Source organism: Streptomyces sp. NBC_00557, from assembly GCF_036345995.1.
In the GTDB taxonomy this organism is placed as follows: Bacteria; Actinomycetota; Actinomycetes; order Streptomycetales; family Streptomycetaceae; genus Streptomyces.
Window position 1 is genome coordinate 6,456,995 of record NZ_CP107796.1, and the last position, 17,297, is coordinate 6,474,291.

A 17,297-nucleotide genomic window follows, 5' to 3' on the forward strand; every position below is an offset into this window, starting at 1 on the left:
GGCGCACGGGCGAGCGGGCGGCGGGTGAGTCGTCCGGCAACCACCCGTTCGTACGATGACCGTCCTCCGGCGCCGAGCGGTGCCTCACCCGTCGGCCGGCTCGACGTCCCGCAGCAGCTGCCCGAACGCCGCCTCGTCCACGATCGGGGTGCCGAACTGCCGGGCTCTGGCCACCTTGGACGTGCCCGAGTCGGGGTCGTTGGTCACCAGCAGGCTGGTCAGCCGGGAGATGCTGGACGCCACGTGCAGGCCCGCCTCGGTGGCCCGGTCCTCCAGCAGCTCGCGGTCGACGGAGGTGTCCCCGGAGAACGCCACCCGCATGCCCTGTTTGAGGGGTTTGCCGTCTTCGTAGCGGCCCGGGTTGGGATAGGGGCACGCCGGCCTTCTGCGGGAGGGGCGCCAACTGCCCGGCCGGTAGCCGCCGTAGCCGCCGGACGCCTGCCGGGGCACCGGACGGTCCGACCACTCCGTCAGCGGCCGGCACTCCAGCAGCGGCAGCCGGACGTTGCCCGCCGCCGCGGCCCGCAGACTGGGCCGGAACGCCTCCGCGAGCACGCGCGCGTCGTCCAGCGCGTGGTGCGCCCGCTGCTGGACGACGCCGTAGTGCGCCGCCAGGGACTCCAGCTTGAAGTTGGGCAGCGGCAGCCCCAGCTCCTTCGACAGCGCGATGGTGCACAGCCGCTGACGCACCGGCGCCTGGCGCTCCGCGCGCGCGTACTCCCGGGCGATCATCTGCCAGTCGAAGACCGCGTTGTGCGCGACCAGCACCCGGCCCTCCAGCCGGGCCGCGAACTCCTCGGCGATGTCCGCGAAGAGCGGGGCCCCTTCGAGTACCTCGCTCGTCAGGCCGTGTATCCACACCGGTCCCGGATCGCGCTCCGGGTTGACCAGCGTGTACCAGTGGTCCTCCACCTCGCCGCGCTCGTCCAGCCGGTACACGGCCGCCGAGATGATGCGGTCGTCCCGGGCCAGGCCGGTGGTCTCCACGTCAACGACCGCGTATCCCTTGGGATACGCGGCCGGCCACTGGGTGGGGGAGGACACTGCGGTCGCACGGTCTTCGAGCATGGTCACTGAGGATACGGGCCACGACTGACAGCGCGGTCCCAGAGGTACCGATGGCGCCGCCGGCACCGCACGCGCGTTCGCCGCAGGAACGGTGACGCGGTTTCACCGCCGCCCCGGCGGCCGCCGATACGAGCGCCCCGGCCCCCGGCGACCGCCGTTACGAGCGCCCAGGCACACGGCACCCGCGGAGACGAGCGTCCCGGCCCCGGCGCCCCGCAGCGGACCCCGGTGAGGAGCGTCGGTGCGGCGCGGGCGGCCCGGGCAGTGGGATCCTCGCCGGTGTGACCGAACCCACCCACGAAGAGGCCCACGGGGGCGCGCTCGGCTCGCGACTGAACTGGCTGCGGGCCGCCGTGCTCGGCGCGAACGACGGCATCGTCTCCACCGCGGGCATCGTCGTCGGCGTGGCCGGCGCGACACCGAGCCGGTCCGCGCTGCTCACCGCCGGACTGGCCGGCCTGCTCGCCGGCTCGATGTCCATGGCGGCCGGCGAGTACGTCTCCGTCTCCACCCAGCGCGACTCCGAGATGGCCGCGCTGGCTGTGGAGCGACGTGAACTGCGCGAGCAGCCGGACGCCGAGCTGCGGGAGCTGACGACGCTGCTGGAAGAGCGCGGACTGTCCCACGAGGTGGCCCGGGAGGCCGCCGTACAGCTCACCGCGCGGGACCCGCTCAGGGCGCACGCGCGCGTGGAACTCGGCATCGACCCGGAGGAGCTGACCAACCCCTGGCACGCGGCCTGGGCGAGCTTCCTCGCCTTCACGGTGGGCGCGCTGCTGCCGCTGCTGGCCATCGTCCTGCCCCCGGCAGGCCGGCGGTTGGGCGTCACCGTCGGCTCCGTACTGGCCGCGCTCGTCCTCACCGGCTGGACCAGCGCCCGGCTCGGCGCGGCGCACCCGAAACGGGCGGTGCTGCGCAACGTCGTCGGCGGCGCGCTGGCGATGGCGGTCACCTACGCGGCGGGCCGCCTGCTGGGCGCGACCGGCGTCTGACCCGCCATTCCCCGGCGTCGCCGCCCTGAGGTCACCGGTCGCCGGCGAGCGGTCTGGGCGGTGTCGTCAGACTCCCGCCGTCCGCCCGGAGGGCGGGCCTCGCGCCCGCTGCGGAGCAGCTGATGCATGCCGCAGGTGCGTGCTCTGGGGGAGGGAGTTCGACGACAGGCCTAGGTCCAGCGGATCGGCAGCGGCAGCGCCGTGAGCAGGCCGGAGACCGCGACGACCGCGCCCAGCGCGATGAGCTCCGCCCGCGCGGGCGTGTACGCGGTCAGCGGGTCGGGGGCCCGGCGCAGCCGGATGCGCGCCCACAGCGCGAGCAGGGCGACGGCGGCGACCAGGACCGTCTTGGCCAGCAGCGTGCGCCCGTACGCCGTGCTCGTCAGCTGGTCCAGGACCGTGCCCGGCGGCATGCGGCGCAGCGAACTGCACACGCCCGTCGCGGTGATGGCCGCGAGCAGAACGGCCGCCACGCGCGCGTAGCGGCCGAGCAGCACGGCGCCCGCCGGACCCCCGCGCCACAGCCTCAGCAGCCGCAGGGCGTGCAGCAGGCCGCCGGCCCACAGGGCCGCGCACGTCAGGTGCACCAGCGTCAGACCCGAGCCGGTCAGCGGACTCTGCTCGGTCGTGGGATGCGCGCGCAGCGCCTCGGCGGCCACCACCGCGGCCAGCGCCCCCATCTGCGCCGCAGGACGCCGCAGGAACGCGCACAGGGCAGCCAGCAGGAAGGCGTTGACCTCCAGCAGCGCCAGCCTGCCGTCCCGGGAGCCGTACAGGCCGCCGATGTCGATGTCGCCCGGGCCGCGCGGGATCAGATCGCCGGCGGACACCACCGCGGCGAGCGCCAGCGCGGCGACGAAACCGGCACAGGCGGCCAACGGCGCCCAGCTGTACGGCCGTTCGGGCGGGATGCCGGGCAGCCGCCGGGCGAGCCGGTGCACGAACAGCTCGCCGAGAGGCACGCTCAGGCCGGCGAACAGCACCGCGCGCAGCAGCCCGATGCCGCCGGCGCCCGGCGCGGCGGCCTCCCCGGTGCCGTGCAGCGCCGCGGACGGCCCGAGCAGCGGGATCAGGGCGCCCAGGGTCACCAGGGCCAGCAGGGCGGCGGCACGCCCGAAGCCCGGTCGCCGGGCGCGGACGCCTTCGTCGCCGGTCGTTTCGGCGGTCGGTCCGGTCAGCCTCACCCCGCGATCTTCGCGAGGTGTGGCAGAACCGGGCAAGTGCCCGAAAACAACTGGCAGTACGGCATTCCGCCCCGCCGCACGTTTCCGGCCGCCCGCCCGCTCACCACCCGCGGGCGGCGTCCGACCCCCACGGCACTGGGGGCCGCGCCCAGTTCGCGGGGCCGCCGGCGAAGGACACCGGTGGCAGGGCGTGCCGCAGCCGGCCCAGCGGGCCGTCCGTCTCGGTCAGCCAGGGATCCGGCCCGTCGTACGGCGCACCCGTGGCCGTGCCCGGCCGGATCCCATCCGTCAGCCAGTGCGCGGTCCGGGCCAGCGCCAGCCGCACCATCCGGCCGCCCCCGTCGTACGACTGCTCGGTCAGCGCCCGCAGGACGGCCGCCGCCAGCAGATAGCCGGTGCCGTGGTCCAGCGCCTGCGCGGGCAGCGCGCCGGGCTCCGCCGCCGAGCCCTCGGTGACGGCGATGCCGGTCGCGGCCTGCACCAGGCTGTCGAAGCCGCGCCGCCCGCCCCACGGGCCGTACGCGCCCCACGCCGAGATCTGCGCCACCACCAGGCCGGGGCGGCGCGCGACCAGCGCCCGCGGGGAGAGACCGAACCGGTCCAGGGCGCTCGGGCGGTAGCCGGTGACGACGACGTCGGCCGAGGCGAGCAGCGCCTCGAAGGCGTCGCGGTCGGCGGCGAGGTCGACGGCCGCCGACCGCTTCCCGAAACCCGTGTCGGCGTGCAGGTCGGGCAGTTCGGGCAGCCACGGCGCGTCCACGCGCAGCACGTCCGCGCCGAGCAGGGCGAGGGTGCGGGTGGCGACGGGGCCGGCGAGCACCCGGGTCAGGTCCAGCACGCGCAGCCCGGCGGCGGGCAGCAGGGCAGAGGCGGCCGGATCGAGGGGGGTGAGCGCGCGCGGCGGCGCGGAGCCCAGGCGCTCCCGCTCGACGAGCGGCCGTGCGGCCAGCTCGGCGGCCTGCCCGGTGGCCGCCCACTCCTCGGGCGTGCGCAGGGCCACGGCGAGACCGCCGGCGTCGCAGACCGCCTCCTCGACGCCCAGGGACGGCCGTTCGGCGAGCCGGGCGGCCACCGCCGCCACGGAGGCGTCCGCGGGCAGCCCCAGCCGGGTGAGCAACCGGGCCCGGTGGTGCGGGTAGTTGGCGTGGGTGCGCACCCAGCCGTCGGCCGTCCGCCAGAACCGCGACAGCGGTGCGAAGACGGCCGGGGCGCGCCCGTCGACCCGCAGCAGCCGCTCGCTGTGGAAGGCGGCGGCCACGGCCCCGTCGTCCACCCGCACCTCGGGCACCTCGCCGAGCCCCGCGCGCCGCGCCCCCAGCTCCGCGGCGGCCAGCGCGCAGGCCCCGACGCACGCGCGTGCCAGCTCGCGCACCGGCAGCCGCGCGGGAAGAGCACCCGGTCGGCCGACCGTGGCCACCCGGGAGACGAGGGCGGGGTCGCCGCCCAGCGAAGACCATGCCACCTCGATGTCAGCAGTCATGGCTTCACTATGCATCATGGATCAATCAATATTGATTGACTCAATATGTGTCCGCCCGGGCGGCAACTCCTACCTGGTCACCGCGGCCAGCGCGTCCGCCGTGCCGAAGCCGTAGAAGCCGTTGCGGTTCGTCGGCCCCTCGCACACCGCGTCGACCTTGCCGTCACCGTTGATGTCGTACGGGTCCGTGCACGGCGTGGCGTCGGCCTCCGCGTACAGGAGCGCCTTGACGGCGGCGGCCGGGGCGTGCGGGTGGGTTGACTTGATCAATGCGGCGACACCCACCACGTGCGGCGTCGCCATCGACGTACCGGCCATGTAGCCCCACTTGCCGCCCGGCAGCGGGCCCAGGATGAGACCGCTGGTCGCCGGTGGCGCCGGCTTCTGGTAGGCGGTCGAGTCGCCGCCGGGGGCGGCGATGTCGATCACGCCGAGGCCGTAGTTGGAGAAGGACGACTTCAGGCCCTTCGCGCCGGTCGCGGCCACCGTCACCACACCCGGCAGCTGGGTCGGTATGTCGTAGCAGGTGTGCGGGTCGATCACGCGGTCCGACGGGGTGCCGTCGTTGGGGGAGACCGGGTCGGTGATCGAGTCGGACGCGAGGTCGTAGTTCTCGTTGCCGGCCGCGGCGACGTTGACCGTGCCCTTCTTCTCCGCGTACCGCGAGGCCCGCGTGATGGCGTCCACCAGGGCCCTCTGGTCCGGGTCGGTGGTGCAGTTGAAGTACCACGGGTCGGTGTAATAGCTGTTGTTGGTCACGTCGACGTGGTGCTCGGCCGCCCACATGAAGCCGCAGACCACGGCCTCGGTGTAGAAGTACCCGTCCGGGTTGGCGACCTTGATGCCGGCCACCTTCACGCCCGGCGCCACGCCCGTGATGCCGACGCCGTTCCTGGCGCCCGCGATCTCCCCGGCCACGTGCGTGCCGTGCGGGCTCTCCGACGCGCTCGGCCGCCAGGCGCCGTCCGTCGTGTCGGCCTTGCCCGAGACGCAGTTGGCGGAGGCCGCGCGGTCGAAGTTGGGCGCGATGTCCGGGTGGGTGTCGTCCACGCCGGTGTCGATGACCGCGACCGTGACGTCCGGGCTGCCCAGTGTCTTCTCATGCGCCTTGTCCGCCTTGATGGCGGGCAGGTCCCACTGCAGCGGCTCCAGCGGGTCCTGCCCCGCCGTCGCCTGTGCGCCGGCCTCGGCTGCCTGCTCGGCGCCGAGCACCTTCGGCGTGCCCACGTCGGTGGTGGACTGGGCGGGCAGCGGCGCGTTGCGCGTGGCCCCGGCCGAGTCCACCCCGTGCACCGCGCGCATCCGCGCGGCGAAGTCCGGGGCGGCGGAGTGGGCGACGATCACGCCGATCGTGTCGTAAGCGGCCACCACCGAGCCGCCGTTGCGGGAGATCTCCCGCCGCACGGACTCGATCGTGCGGCGGTCCGTACGCGTGTTGACCACGTACGAGAGGTTCGGACCGGCGTCCGCCGCCCGCACCGCGCCGGCCGTGGCGGGCGCCGCCGAGGCCGCCGCCGGCAGGAAGCCGAGCGAGGCGGTCAGCGACAGCACGACGGGCACGGCGAGCGCGAGCCGGCGTCTGGAGCGCAGATGAGCCATGGGATCTCCACATCATCCGGGTACAGAACAGCCCGAGACACGGTGGCGCTCGGGCAGGTACATGACGGTGGTGCAGGCAGAAGCTATCCCACGGCCCACCGGACGGCAATGAGTTGGCAATGGCTCGACAAGTCGGCTTGCGGAAACAACTCATAGGACTTGAACCGGTCCTCGCGTGGCGCCGTGGACCTTGGACGGGGACCGCCAGCACCATCGAGCCCCCGTCCGAGACCGCTTCCGCAACGCGAGGAGACTCCGTGGCCACCGAGACACCGCCCCCCGCCACACCGGGGGCCCCACTTCCCTCCACCGAGGAGTTCACCGAGGTGCAGCAGAGCGCGGAGTTCGGTGAACTGCGCCGCGCCCACCGCTCGTTCGCCTTCCCGCTCGCCCTCGCCTTCACCGCCTGGTACCTGCTGTACGTGCTGCTCTCCAACTACGCGGGCGGCTTCATGGGCACCAAGGTGGCCGGCAACGTCAACGTGGCCCTCGTCCTGGGCCTCGCCCAGTTCCTCACCACCTTCCTCATCGCCTGGTGGTACGCCCGGCACGCCGCCGCCAAGCTCGACCCCAAGGCGCAGGCCATCAAGTCCCGGATGGAGGGCGGCGCATGAACCCCGCGATCACCCTGGCCGCCGGTGAGGCGAGCCAGCACCGGCCGCTGATCATCACCCTGTTCGCGGTGTTCGTCGCCGCGACCCTCGTCATCACCGTCTGGGCGGGCCGCCAGACCAAGGACGCCGCCGACTTCTACGCCGGCGGACGGCAGTTCACCGGCTTCCAGAACGGCCTCGCCGTCTCCGGCGACTACATGTCCGCCGCGTCCTTCCTCGGCATCGCCGGCGCCATCGCCCTGTTCGGCTACGACGGCTTCCTGTACTCCATCGGCTTCCTCGTCGCCTGGCTCGTCGCGCTGCTCCTGGTCGCCGAGCCGCTGCGCAACTCCGGCCGCTACACCATGGGCGACGTGCTGGCCTACCGGATGCGCCAGCGCCCGGTGCGCACCGCCGCCGGCACCTCCACGATCGTGGTCTCGATCTTCTACCTGCTCGCCCAGATGGCCGGCGCCGGCGTCCTCGTCTCGCTGCTGCTCGGCATCACCAGCGACGCGGGCAAGATCGGCATCGTCGCCCTGGTCGGCGTCCTGATGATCGTGTACGTCACCATCGGCGGCATGAAGGGCACCACCTGGGTCCAGATGGTCAAGGCGGTGCTGCTGATCGCGGGCGCCGTGCTGCTGACCTTCCTGGTCCTGCTGAAGTTCCACTTCAACGTCTCCGACCTGCTCGGCAAGGCCGCCGACAACAGCGGCAAGGGCGCGGCGTTCCTGGAACCGGGCCTGAAGTACGGCGCCACCGGCACGACCAAGCTGGACTTCATCTCGCTCGGCATCGCCCTGGTCCTCGGCACCGCGGGCCTGCCGCACATCCTGATCCGCTTCTACACCGTTCCCTCGGCCAGGGCCGCCCGTAAGTCGGTCATCTGGGCGATCGGCCTGATCGGCGTCTTCTACCTGATGACCCTGGCCCTCGGCTTCGGCGCCGCCGCGCTGATCAAACCGGACGAGATCATCGCCTCCAACAAGGCCGGCAACACCGCCGCGCCCCTGCTCGCCCTCCACCTCGGCGGGGTGGACTCCAACTGGGGCGCGATCCTGCTCGCCACCATCTCGGCGGTCGCCTTCGCCACGATCCTCGCCGTCGTCGCCGGTCTCACCCTGGCCTCCTCCTCGTCCTTCGCGCACGACATCTACGCGAACGTGATCAAGAAGGGGCAGGCCACCGAGAAACAGGAGATCGGCGCGGCCCGCTGGGCGACCGTCGGCATCGGCGCCGTCTCGATCCTCCTCGGCGCCCTGGCCCGCGACCTGAACGTGGCCGGCCTGGTCGCCCTCGCCTTCGCCGTCGCCGCCTCCGCCAACCTGCCGACCATCCTCTACAGCCTGTTCTGGAAGCGGTTCACCACCGCGGGCGCCCTGTGGTCGATCTACGGCGGCCTGGTCACCGCGGTCGGCCTGGTGCTGTTCTCCCCGGTGGTCTCCGGCAGCCCGGCCTCGATGTTCCCCGACGTCGACTTCCACTGGTTCCCGCTGGAGAACCCCGGCATCATCTCCATCCCGGTCGGCTTCCTGCTCGGCGTCCTGGGCACCCTCCTCTCCAAGGAGGTCCCGGACACCGGCAAGTACGCCGAACTGGAGGTGCGGTCCCTGACCGGCACCGGGGCACACTGACCTTCCGCGGCCGCGTCGGCAAGGGACTGTACGGTCCTACGACGCGGCCGCGCCGCACCTCGTCGGATCAAGCTGCTGTCGTTGTCGGTGGCGTCACGTAGGCTCGCAGGTGACGGAACACGATGGCCGGGACTTCAGGGAGGGGGCCTGCGTGCTCATCGACACCTACGGCCGAGTGGCCACCGACCTGAGGGTCTCGCTGACCGACCGGTGCAACCTGCGGTGCACGTACTGCATGCCCGAGGAGGGCCTGCAGTGGCTCGCCAAGCCCGACCTGCTCACCGACGACGAGATCGTCCGCCTCATCGACATCGCCGTGCGCACGCTCGGCATCGAGGAGGTCCGCTTCACCGGCGGTGAGCCCCTGCTGCGGCCGGGCCTGGTCGGGATCGTCGAGCGCGTGGCGGCGCTGACCCCCCGTCCCCAGATGTCCCTCACCACCAACGGCATCGGCCTCAGGCGCACCGCGGCCGCCCTGAAGGCCGCGGGCCTGGACCGGGTCAACGTCTCCCTGGACACCCTGCGCCCGGGCGTCTTCAAGACCCTGACCCGCCGCGACCGCCACAAGGACGTCCTCGAAGGACTCCAGGCCGCCCGCGACGCCGGTCTGACCCCCGTCAAGGTCAACTCGGTCCTGATGCCGGGCCTGAACGACGACGAGGCCCCCGACCTGCTCGCCTGGGCCGTGGAGCACGACTACGAACTGCGGTTCATCGAGCAGATGCCGCTCGACGCCCAGCACGGCTGGAAGCGCGAGGGGATGGTCACCGCCGGGGACATCCTCGCCTCCCTGCGCACCCGCTTCGACCTCACCCCCGAAGGCGCCGAGGCACGCGGCTCGGCCCCGGCGGAGCGCTGGCTGGTGGACGGCGGGCCGCACCGGGTCGGCGTCATCGCCTCGGTCACCCGCCCCTTCTGCGCGGCCTGCGACCGCACCCGGCTCACAGCCGACGGCCAGATACGGACCTGCCTGTTCGCCACCGAGGAGACCGACCTGCGCGCGGCCCTGCGCTCCGGCGCCCCGGACGAGGAGATCGCCCGCATCTGGAAGCTGGCCATGTGGGGCAAGAAGGCGGGGGCGGGCCTGGACGACCCGTCGTTCGTGCAGCCGGACCGGCCGATGTCGGCGATCGGCGGCTAGGAGCAAGCCCTCTAGGGGCAAGCCCTCTAGGCCCCTTCGGGCTCCTGCCAGTCCGCGAACTTCACCACGTCCTTCAGGAAGCCCCTGACCCCGAGGAACTGCGAGAGATGCTCGCGGTGCTCCTCGCACGCGAGCCATGTCTTGCGCCGCTCCGGCGTATGGATCTTCGGGTTGTTCCACGCCAGCACCCACACGGCGTCGGCACGGCAGCCCTTGGCGGAGCAGATCGGGGTCTCGGCACTCACGGGTTCGTCTCGGTTGTCGTTTCGGCTTGTCGTCTTGGTCTGTGTCTTGGTCTGTCGACGGAACAGGGCTCAAACAAGGCGACGCCGAGCAGCCACGGGGGGAGCTGCCCGGCGTCGGTCCGTCGCTCCGACGGGGGATGCGGAGCGCGTATGCAGTATGTCACGGCAACCCCGCCGCCCGGCACTGGAACGGCACATCGATCTGAGCATTTCTTGAGGTTGCCGGGCGACGACGTTCCGCTTCCCGCGCATGCGCCGTGGTCACCCGGGGTCGCTCCGCTCACCCGCCCCCGTCGGGTGCGCCGCCGTGTCCCCGGGGACGGACTCCGCCCGCGTCTCCTCCGCCCGCGGCGGCGTGATCATCGGCCGCATCGGCGTGGTGATGAACGTCGAGGGAAGGGACGGCGGCCGCTCCCGGCCGGCGTTCGCGATCACCACGGCGACATAGGGCAGCACCGCCCCGGCGACGAGCGCCACGATGGCGACGTACCGCTCGACATTCCACAAGGAGACCGCGAGGATCACCGACACCGTACGGATCGTCATCGAGATGACGTACCGCCGCTGCCGGCCCCGCACGTCCTCGGCGAGACCCGTCCGGGCTCCGGTGATCCGGAACACCTGGACGCCGCCGTGCTGTTTCCGCATCACAGTCCACCATCCGCCCGCATCGGAATCTCCCCGACCCTCCAACGTTACGCCGCGCCCGCACCGCTCACGAGACCGGGTCACCCGCTGCCTGCGGTGATGCGTGGCCGGCGCCCGTACGGGGGACCACGACATGCGCCGTACGGGCGACCGACCCACACTGGCCGTAATGCTCACGTCGAGCCGTACGAGGAGGCAGCCATGGGCTGGTTGTGGGCGATCATCGTGGGATTCGTGCTGGGCGTCATAGCCAAGGCCGTCATCCCGGGGAAGCAGCACAGCCCCCTGTGGCTGACCACCATCTGCGGCATGCTCGGCGCCATCGTGGGCAACGCGGTCGCCCGCGCCGTGGGCGTCGCCTCCACCCGCGGCATCGACTGGAGCCGGCACATCTTCCAGCTGGTGGCCGCGATCATCATCGTCGCTGCCGTGGACGCGCTCTACATGGCGACCCTCGGCAAGCGCAAGCAGCAGCGCGCCCGAGCCTGACAACGCCGTGCGGGCGGCACCCCCGCCACAGGCGCGGGGCTGTGCCGGTATGCGGCTCCGCCGCGATGGGGGTCCCCTGGGGTCGAGCGAAGCCGAGAACCTGGGGGAGCAACCAGCGCAGGCGAAGCCGCAGCCGCCGGATCACCCACGCCCCGACGACGCTCAGGCGCCCACGACCTCCACCGCGGCGAGGTTCTTCTTCCCGCGGCGCAGCACCAGCCACCGCCCGTCCAGCAGGTCCTCGGACGAGGGCACCGCGTCCTCGGAGGCGACCTTCACGTTGTTCACGTAGGCCCCGCCCTCCTTGACCGTCCGCCGCGCGGCGGACTTGCTGGCGACGAGCCCGACCTCGGCGAACAGGTCCACGACCGCGCCCAGCTCGGCGACCTGGATGTGCGGCACCTCGGACAGCGCGGCCGCCAGCGTCCGTCCGTCCAGCTCCGCCAGCTCGCCCTGGCCGAACAGGGCGCGCGACGCGGCGATCACCTTGGCCGTGTGGTCGGCGCCGTGCACCAGCGTCGTCAGCTCCTCGGCGAGCGCCCGCTGCGCGGCCCGTGCCTGCGGCCGCTCCTCGGTCTGCCGCTCCAGCTCCTCGATCTCCTCGCGGGACCTGAAGCTGAAGATGCGCAGGAACTTCGACACGTCACGGTCGTCCGCGTTGACCCAGAACTGGTAGAACGCGTACGGCGTGGTCATCTCCGGGTCGAGCCAGACCGTGCCGGACTCGGTCTTGCCGAACTTGGTGCCGTCCGCCTTGGTGATCAGCGGGGTGCCCAGCGCGTGCACCACGGCGTGCGGCTCGACCCGGTGGATCAGGTCGGTGCCCGACGTGAGGTTGCCCCACTGGTCGCTGCCGCCGGTCTGCAGCGTGCAGCCGTACCGCCGGTACAGCTCCAGGAAGTCCATGCCCTGCAGGATCTGGTAGCTGAACTCGGTGTAGCTGATGCCCGCATCCGAGTTCAGCCGCCGGGAGACCGCCTCCTTCGCGATCATCTTGTTGACGCGGAAGTGCTTGCCGATGTCCCGCAGGAACTCGATGGCCGACAGGCCCTGGGTCCAGTCCAGGTTGTTGACCATGACGGCGGCGTTCGGCCCGTCGAAGTGCAGCAGCGGCTCGATCTGGGCGCGCAGCCGCTCGACCCAGCCGGCCACCACCTCCGGCGCGTTCAGCGTGCGCTCGGCGGTCGGCTTGGGGTCGCCGATGAGACCCGTGGCACCGCCGACCAGCGCCAGCGGCCGGTTCCCGGCCTCCTGGATGCGGCGCATCGTGAGGATCTGCACCAGGTTGCCCAGGTGCAGGCTGGGCGCGGTCGGGTCGAAGCCGCAATAGAACGTGACGGGGCCGTCCGCGAACGCCTTGCGCAGTGCGTCCTCGTCCGTGGAGAGGGCGATGAGCCCACGCCACTTCAGCTCGTCGACGATGTCCGTCACGGTTCTCGTGTCTCCTCGATGATCTTCGGGCGGCCGGGTGACACCCGACCACGAACGCCTACGAGGTTATACGCCCTGACTGACAGAGCTCATGTTGAAATCCGGGATGCGCAGCGGCGGCATCGCGGCCCGGGTGAACCAGTCGCTCCACTCGCGCGGCAGGGTCCTCTCGGTCCGGCCCGCCTCGGTGGCCCGCCGCAGCAGGTCCACCGGCGACTCGTTGAACCGGAAGTTGTTCACCTGCCCGGTCACCTCGCCGTTCTCCACGAGGTACACGCCGTCCCGGGTCAGGCCGGTGAGCAGCAGCGTCGCCGGATCGACCTCGCGGATGTACCACAGGCAGGTCAGCAGCAGACCGCGCTCGGTGGCCGCGACCATCTCCTCCAGCGAGCGGTCCTCCCCGCCGTCCAGGACGAGGTTCCCGAGGGCGGGAGCCACCGGCAGCCCGGTCAGGCCCGCGCTGTGCCGGGTGGTCGTCAGACGCGTGAGGACCCCCTCGGAGATCCACTCCGTGGCATGGGCCGGCAGCCCGTTGTCGAACACGGACTGGTCGCCGCCGGAGGAGTGGGCGACCACGAAGGGCGGGCATTCCAGGCCCGGCTCGTTCGGGTCGCTGCGCAGGGTCAGCGGCAGCTCGCACAGCTTCTCGCCCACCCGCGTGCCTCCGCCCGGCCTGGAGAACACCGTCCGGCCCTCGGCCGCGTCCCGGCCCGACGCCGACCACAGCTGGTAGATCAGCAGGTCCGCGACGGCCGTGGGCGGCAGCAGCGTCTCGTAGCGGCCGGCGGGCAGCTCCACGCGCCGCTCCGCCCAGCCGAGCCGCACCGCCAGCTCGGCGTCGAGCGCGCCCGGGTCGATGTCCTTGAAGTCCCGGGTGGAGCGGCCCGCCCAGGCCGAGCGCGTGCGGTCGGGCGACTTGGCGTTCAGCTCCAGCGTGCCGGTGGGCTGGTCGTGGCGCAGCCGCAGCCCGGTGGACGTGCCCAGGTACGTCGACACCAGCTCGTGGTTGGCGAAGCCGTACAGCTCCCGGCCGCCGGCACGCGCGCGTGCGAACGCCTCGCCCAGCGCCGGCGCGAAGTCGGCGAAGACGGCGGAGGAGGTCTCGGCCGGCGCGTCCGTGAAGTCCGGCGACGCGGGCACGCCGGCGACCAGCGGCTGCGCGTCCTCGGCGGGCCCGGCGCCGCGCGCGGCGGCCTCCGCCGCCCGCACCAGCGGCTCCAGCTCCTCGGCGGTGACCGCGGACCGGGACACCACGCCGGAGGCGGTGCCCTCGGCGCCGTCCACGGTCGCGATCACGGTGAGCGTACGGCCGCGGGTCACGCCGTTCGTGGTCAGCGCGTTGCCCGCCCAGCGCAGGTTGGCGGTGGAGTGCTCGTCGGCGATGACGACGCAGCCGTCGGCCCGGGACAGCGCCAGCGCCTGCTCGACGATCTCGTGCGGCTTGTTCGTACGGGCGCTCATCGGCCGGCCTCCTGCGTGGTGTTCAGAATGGTGACGCCCCGGAAGAGGGCGGACGGGCAGCCGTGCGACACGGCGGCCACCTGCCCCGGCTGGGCCTTGCCGCAGTTGAAGGCGCCGCCGAGGACGTAGGTCTGCGGGCCGCCCACCGCGGTCATCGAGCCCCAGAAGTCCGTCGTGGTCGCCTGGTAGGCCACGTCCTTCAGCTGGCCGGTGATCCGCCCGTTCTCGATCCTGAAGAACCGCTGCCCGGTGAACTGGAAGTTGTACCGCTGCATGTCGATCGACCAGGACCGGTCGCCGACCACGTAGATGCCCCGCTCGACGCCTCCGATCAGGTCCTCGGTGGACATCCCGGCCGGATCGGGTTGCAGCGAGACGTTGGCCATGCGCTGCACCGGCACGTGCGCGGGGGAGTCGGCGTACGCGCACCCGTTGGACCGGTCGAACCCGGTCAGCCGGGCGATCCTGCGGTCCAGCTGGTAGCCGACCAGCGTGCCGTCCTTCACCAGGTCCCAGGACTGCGCCTCGACGCCCTCGTCGTCGTACCCGACGGTCGCCAGGCCGTGCTCGGCGGTGCGGTCACCGGTGACGTTCATCAGCTCGGAGCCGTACTTCAGCTTGCCCAGCTGGTCGAAGGTGGCGAAGGAGGTGCCGGCGTAGGCGGCCTCGTAGCCGAGGGCGCGGTCCAGCTCGGTGGCGTGGCCGATCGACTCGTGGATGGTCAGCCACAGGTTGGACGGGTCGACCACCAGGTCGTACAGGCCCGGCTCCACGCTCGGCGCGCGCATCTTCTCGGCGAGCAGCTCCGGGATCCGCTCCAGCTCCCCGTCCCAGTCCCAGCCGGTACCGGTCAGGTACTCCCAGCCGCGCCCCACGGGCGGCGCGAGGGTCCGCATGGAGTCGAACTCCCCGCTCGACTCGTCGACCGACACGGCCGTCAGCTGCGGATGCAGCCGCACCCGCTGCTGGGTCGTCACGGTCCCGGCGGTGTCGGCGTAGAACTTGTTCTCGTGCACGGTGAGCAGCGAGGCGTCCACGTGGTCGACGCCCTTCGCCGCCAGCAGCCGCGCGCTCCACTCCGTGAGCAGCGCCACCTTCTCCTCGTCGGGCACGGAGAACGGATCGATCTCGTACGACGACACCCACGTCTTGTCGGCGTGCACCGGCTCGTCCGCCAGCTCCACCCGCTCGTCCGACCCCGCGGCCTTGATGACCTGCGCGGACAGCTTGGCCATCGCGACCGCCTGCGAGGCCACCCGGGCGGCGGCGTCCATGGTCAGGTCCACCCCGGACGCGAAGCCCCACGTGCCGCCGTGCACGACCCGCACCGCGTACCCGAGGTCGGTGGTGTCCGACGACCCGGACGGCCTCGCGTCCCGCAGCCGCCAGGCCGCGCTGCGCACCCGCTCGAACCGGAAGTCCGCGTGCTCGGCACCCAGCGCACGCGCGCGTGCCAGCGCCGCGTCGGCGAGGGACCTGAGCGGAAGCGCCGTGAAGGCTTCGTCGATGGAATGAGGCACGGAGGTCTCCCTGCTGTCGTGGCCTGTCGGCTCCGATCATGTCGTGGCGGCAGCCGGCGGACCACACGTTTCACGCCGTGACCGGGAGCATTCTGTAGGGATCCGACAGCGACTGTCCTCCGCCACTGTCGGTGCCCGATTGCCCACGGGCCCGGCCGTACCGATAGGTTTCCGATGAAGCCGCCTGTCATCCAGGTGTCCGGGCGGGTTGTCCGGTATCTGCAGACCGCTATCGAAAGGGTGATCCGTTGAGCCGCTCGGTTCTCGTCACCGGAGGAAACCGGGGCATCGGCCTCGCCATCGCCCGCGCGTTCGCCGACGCAGGCGACAAGGTCGCGATCACGTACCGCTCGGGGGAGCCGCCGGCCGGCTTCCTCGCGGTCAAGTGCGACATCACCGACCCGGAGCAGGTGGAGCAGGCCTACAAGGAGATCGAGGACCAGCACGGTCCGGTCGAGGTCCTGATCGCCAACGCCGGCGTGACCAAGGACCAGCTCCTGATGCGCATGTCCGAGGAGGACTTCACCTCGGTCATCGACACCAACCTCACCGGCACCTTCCGTGTCGTCAAGCGGGCCAACCGCGGCATGCTGCGCGCCAAGAAGGGCCGCGTCGTCCTGATCTCCTCGGTGGTGGGCCTGCTCGGCTCCGCCGGCCAGGCGAACTACGCCGCCTCCAAGGCCGCCCTCGTCGGCTTCGCGCGCTCCCTCGCCCGTGAGCTGGGCTCGCGCAACATCACCTTCAACGTCGTCGCGCCCGGTTTCGTCGACACCGACATGACCAAGGTGCTCAGCGACGAGCAGCGCCAGAGCATCGTCTCGCAGGTGCCGCTCGGCCGTTACGCGCAGCCGGAGGAGATCGCCGCGACGGTGCGGTTCCTCGCCTCGGACGACGCCTCGTACATCACTGGAGCCGTCATCCCCGTTGACGGCGGACTGGGAATGGGTCACTGATCACCATGAGCGGAATCCTCGAGGGCAAGCGCGTCCTGATCACCGGCGTGCTGATGGAGTCCTCCATCGCCTTCCACGCGGCCAAGCTGGCGCAGGAGCAGGGCGCGGAGATCATCCTGACCGCGTTCCCGCGGCCCACGCTGACCGAGCGCATCGCCAAGAAGCTCCCCAAGCCCACCAAGGTCATCGAGCTGGACGTCACCAACGACGAGCACCTCGGCCGGCTGGCCGACCTCGTCGGCGAGGAGCTGGGCGGCCTCGACGGCGTCGTGCACTCCATCGGCTTCGCTCCGCAGGACGCGCTGGGCGGCAACTTCCTCAACACGCCGTTCGAGTCCGTGGCCACCGCCATGCACGTCTCGGCGTTCTCCCTGAAGTCGCTCACCATGGCCTGCCTGCCGCTGATGCAGAACGGCGGCTCGGTCGTCGGCCTCACCTTCGACGCCCAGTACGCCTGGCCGCAGTACGACTGGATGGGCCCGGCCAAGGCCGCTCTCGAGGCCACCAACCGCTACATGGCGCGCGACCTGGGCAAGCAGAACATCCGCTGCAACCTCATCTCCGCGGGCCCGATCGGCTCCATGGCCGCCAAGTCCATCCCGGGCTTCAGCGAGCTGGCCTCCGTCTGGGACACCCGCTCCCCGCTCGAGTGGGACCTGAAGGACCCCGAGCCGGCCGGCCGCGGCATCGTCGCCCTGCTCAGCGACTGGTTCCCGAAGACCACCGGCGAGATCATCCACGTCGACGGCGGTCTGCACGCGATCGGCGCCTGACCCCCGCCGGGACCGGACGGACAGCCGAGGCCCGCACTCCTTCGGGGGTGCGGGCCTTCGCCGTGCACGAGGGCGGGCCGGGG

At 72.2% G+C, this 17,297-nt stretch carries 16 protein-coding genes; 7 read left to right on the top strand and 9 right to left on the bottom strand.

Annotated elements, in window-relative coordinates; all coding sequences use genetic code 11:
* Window positions 1-84 precede the first annotated feature (84 nt).
* Window positions 85-1,068, bottom strand: a complete 984-nt coding sequence (locus OG956_RS28375; protein WP_330340844.1) for a DEDDh family exonuclease — start codon at window positions 1,066-1,068, stop codon at window positions 85-87.
* A gap of 281 nt (window positions 1,069-1,349) precedes the next feature.
* Between OG956_RS28375 and OG956_RS28380 the strand changes: the two genes are divergently transcribed.
* Complete coding sequence (locus tag OG956_RS28380; protein WP_330340845.1) at window positions 1,350-2,060, top strand: VIT1/CCC1 transporter family protein; 711 nt, start codon at window positions 1,350-1,352, stop codon at window positions 2,058-2,060.
* 170 nt (window positions 2,061-2,230) lie between these two features.
* Here the strand turns inward: OG956_RS28380 and OG956_RS28385 are convergent, their stop codons facing one another.
* From OG956_RS28385 to OG956_RS28395, 3 genes are all read right to left on the bottom strand, one after another.
* Window positions 2,231-3,244: a CopD family protein gene (locus OG956_RS28385; RefSeq protein WP_330340846.1), complete on the bottom strand. Its 1,014-nt coding sequence runs from the start codon at window positions 3,242-3,244 to the stop codon at window positions 2,231-2,233.
* Window positions 3,245-3,344: 100 nt separating this feature from the next.
* The gene (locus OG956_RS28390; protein ID WP_330340847.1) at window positions 3,345-4,724 is read right to left on the bottom strand and encodes a CoA transferase; all 1,380 of its coding nucleotides are present in this window, start codon (window positions 4,722-4,724) and stop codon (window positions 3,345-3,347) included.
* Window positions 4,725-4,793: 69 nt separating this feature from the next.
* Window positions 4,794-6,323, bottom strand: a complete 1,530-nt coding sequence (locus OG956_RS28395; RefSeq protein WP_330340848.1) for a S8 family peptidase — start codon at window positions 6,321-6,323, stop codon at window positions 4,794-4,796.
* Window positions 6,324-6,580: 257 nt separating this feature from the next.
* On the opposite strand from OG956_RS28395, the gene OG956_RS28400 reads away from it, so the two are divergent.
* The 3 genes from OG956_RS28400 (at window position 6,581) to moaA (ending at window position 9,694) form a co-directional block, all read left to right on the top strand.
* A complete protein-coding gene (locus tag OG956_RS28400; protein ID WP_330340849.1) occupies window positions 6,581-6,937 on the top strand; it encodes a DUF485 domain-containing protein in 357 nt (118 codons plus the stop codon).
* Window positions 6,934-8,553 carry a solute symporter family protein gene (locus OG956_RS28405; RefSeq protein WP_330340850.1) on the top strand — a complete coding sequence of 540 codons (1,620 nt, stop codon included), beginning with the start codon at window positions 6,934-6,936 and terminating at the stop codon, window positions 8,551-8,553. Before OG956_RS28400 ends, OG956_RS28405 begins: the two co-directional genes overlap by 4 nt.
* A gap of 151 nt (window positions 8,554-8,704) precedes the next feature.
* On the top strand, window positions 8,705-9,694 hold the full coding sequence (moaA, locus tag OG956_RS28410; RefSeq protein WP_330340851.1) for a GTP 3',8-cyclase MoaA: 990 nt from the start codon (window positions 8,705-8,707) through the stop codon (window positions 9,692-9,694).
* Window positions 9,695-9,720: 26 nt separating this feature from the next.
* On the opposite strand, the gene OG956_RS28415 is transcribed toward moaA, so the two are convergent.
* Both OG956_RS28415 and OG956_RS28420 read right to left on the bottom strand, forming a co-directional pair.
* Window positions 9,721-9,939 (bottom strand): hypothetical protein, encoded by a 219-nt coding sequence (locus OG956_RS28415; RefSeq protein WP_330340852.1) that lies wholly within the window; start codon window positions 9,937-9,939, stop codon window positions 9,721-9,723.
* Window positions 9,940-10,200: 261 nt separating this feature from the next.
* Entirely contained in the window at window positions 10,201-10,587 is a 387-nt protein-coding gene (locus tag OG956_RS28420; RefSeq protein WP_330340853.1) for a DUF3099 domain-containing protein, read from the bottom strand.
* A 201-nt stretch (window positions 10,588-10,788) separates the two neighbouring features.
* Between OG956_RS28420 and OG956_RS28425 the strand changes: the two genes are divergently transcribed.
* The gene (locus OG956_RS28425) at window positions 10,789-11,076 is read left to right on the top strand and encodes a GlsB/YeaQ/YmgE family stress response membrane protein (protein WP_330340854.1); all 288 of its coding nucleotides are present in this window, start codon (window positions 10,789-10,791) and stop codon (window positions 11,074-11,076) included.
* A gap of 162 nt (window positions 11,077-11,238) precedes the next feature.
* Here OG956_RS28425 and tyrS read toward each other — a convergent pair whose 3' ends face one another.
* The 3 genes from tyrS to OG956_RS28440 form a co-directional block, all read right to left on the bottom strand.
* Complete coding sequence (gene tyrS / locus OG956_RS28430; protein WP_330340855.1) at window positions 11,239-12,507, bottom strand: tyrosine--tRNA ligase; 1,269 nt, start codon at window positions 12,505-12,507, stop codon at window positions 11,239-11,241.
* A 66-nt stretch (window positions 12,508-12,573) separates the two neighbouring features.
* Window positions 12,574-13,968 (bottom strand): metallopeptidase TldD-related protein, encoded by a 1,395-nt coding sequence (locus OG956_RS28435; protein ID WP_330340856.1) that lies wholly within the window; start codon window positions 13,966-13,968, stop codon window positions 12,574-12,576.
* Window positions 13,965-15,488: a TldD/PmbA family protein gene (locus OG956_RS28440; protein WP_330340857.1), complete on the bottom strand. Its 1,524-nt coding sequence runs from the start codon at window positions 15,486-15,488 to the stop codon at window positions 13,965-13,967. Before OG956_RS28440 ends, OG956_RS28435 begins: the two co-directional genes overlap by 4 nt.
* Window positions 15,489-15,736: 248 nt before the next feature.
* On the opposite strand from OG956_RS28440, the gene fabG reads away from it, so the two are divergent.
* Both fabG and fabI read left to right on the top strand, forming a co-directional pair.
* Window positions 15,737-16,441 (top strand): 3-oxoacyl-[acyl-carrier-protein] reductase, encoded by a 705-nt coding sequence (gene fabG / locus OG956_RS28445; RefSeq protein WP_330340858.1) that lies wholly within the window; start codon window positions 15,737-15,739, stop codon window positions 16,439-16,441.
* Window positions 16,442-16,446: 5 nt separating this feature from the next.
* Entirely contained in the window at window positions 16,447-17,214 is a 768-nt protein-coding gene (gene fabI, locus OG956_RS28450; RefSeq protein WP_330340859.1) for an enoyl-ACP reductase FabI, read from the top strand.
* Window positions 17,215-17,297: the final 83 nt, after the last annotated feature.

Bases quoted from the DNA above. Each gene is read 5' to 3' on its own strand.
- OG956_RS28375 (WP_330340844.1), bottom strand. From the start codon at position 1,068: ATGCTCGAAGACCGTGCGACCGCAGTGTCCTCCCCCACCCAGTGGCCG.
- OG956_RS28390 (WP_330340847.1), bottom strand. From the start codon at position 4,724: ATGACTGCTGACATCGAGGTGGCATGGTCTTCGCTGGGCGGCGACCCC.
- OG956_RS28395 (WP_330340848.1), bottom strand. From the start codon at position 6,323: ATGGCTCATCTGCGCTCCAGACGCCGGCTCGCGCTCGCCGTGCCCGTC.
- OG956_RS28405 (WP_330340850.1), top strand. From the start codon at position 6,934: ATGAACCCCGCGATCACCCTGGCCGCCGGTGAGGCGAGCCAGCACCGG.
- OG956_RS28420 (WP_330340853.1), bottom strand. From the start codon at position 10,587: ATGCGGAAACAGCACGGCGGCGTCCAGGTGTTCCGGATCACCGGAGCC.
- OG956_RS28425 (WP_330340854.1), top strand. From the start codon at position 10,789: ATGGGCTGGTTGTGGGCGATCATCGTGGGATTCGTGCTGGGCGTCATA.
- OG956_RS28435 (WP_330340856.1), bottom strand. From the start codon at position 13,968: ATGAGCGCCCGTACGAACAAGCCGCACGAGATCGTCGAGCAGGCGCTG.
- fabI (WP_330340859.1), top strand. From the start codon at position 16,447: ATGAGCGGAATCCTCGAGGGCAAGCGCGTCCTGATCACCGGCGTGCTG.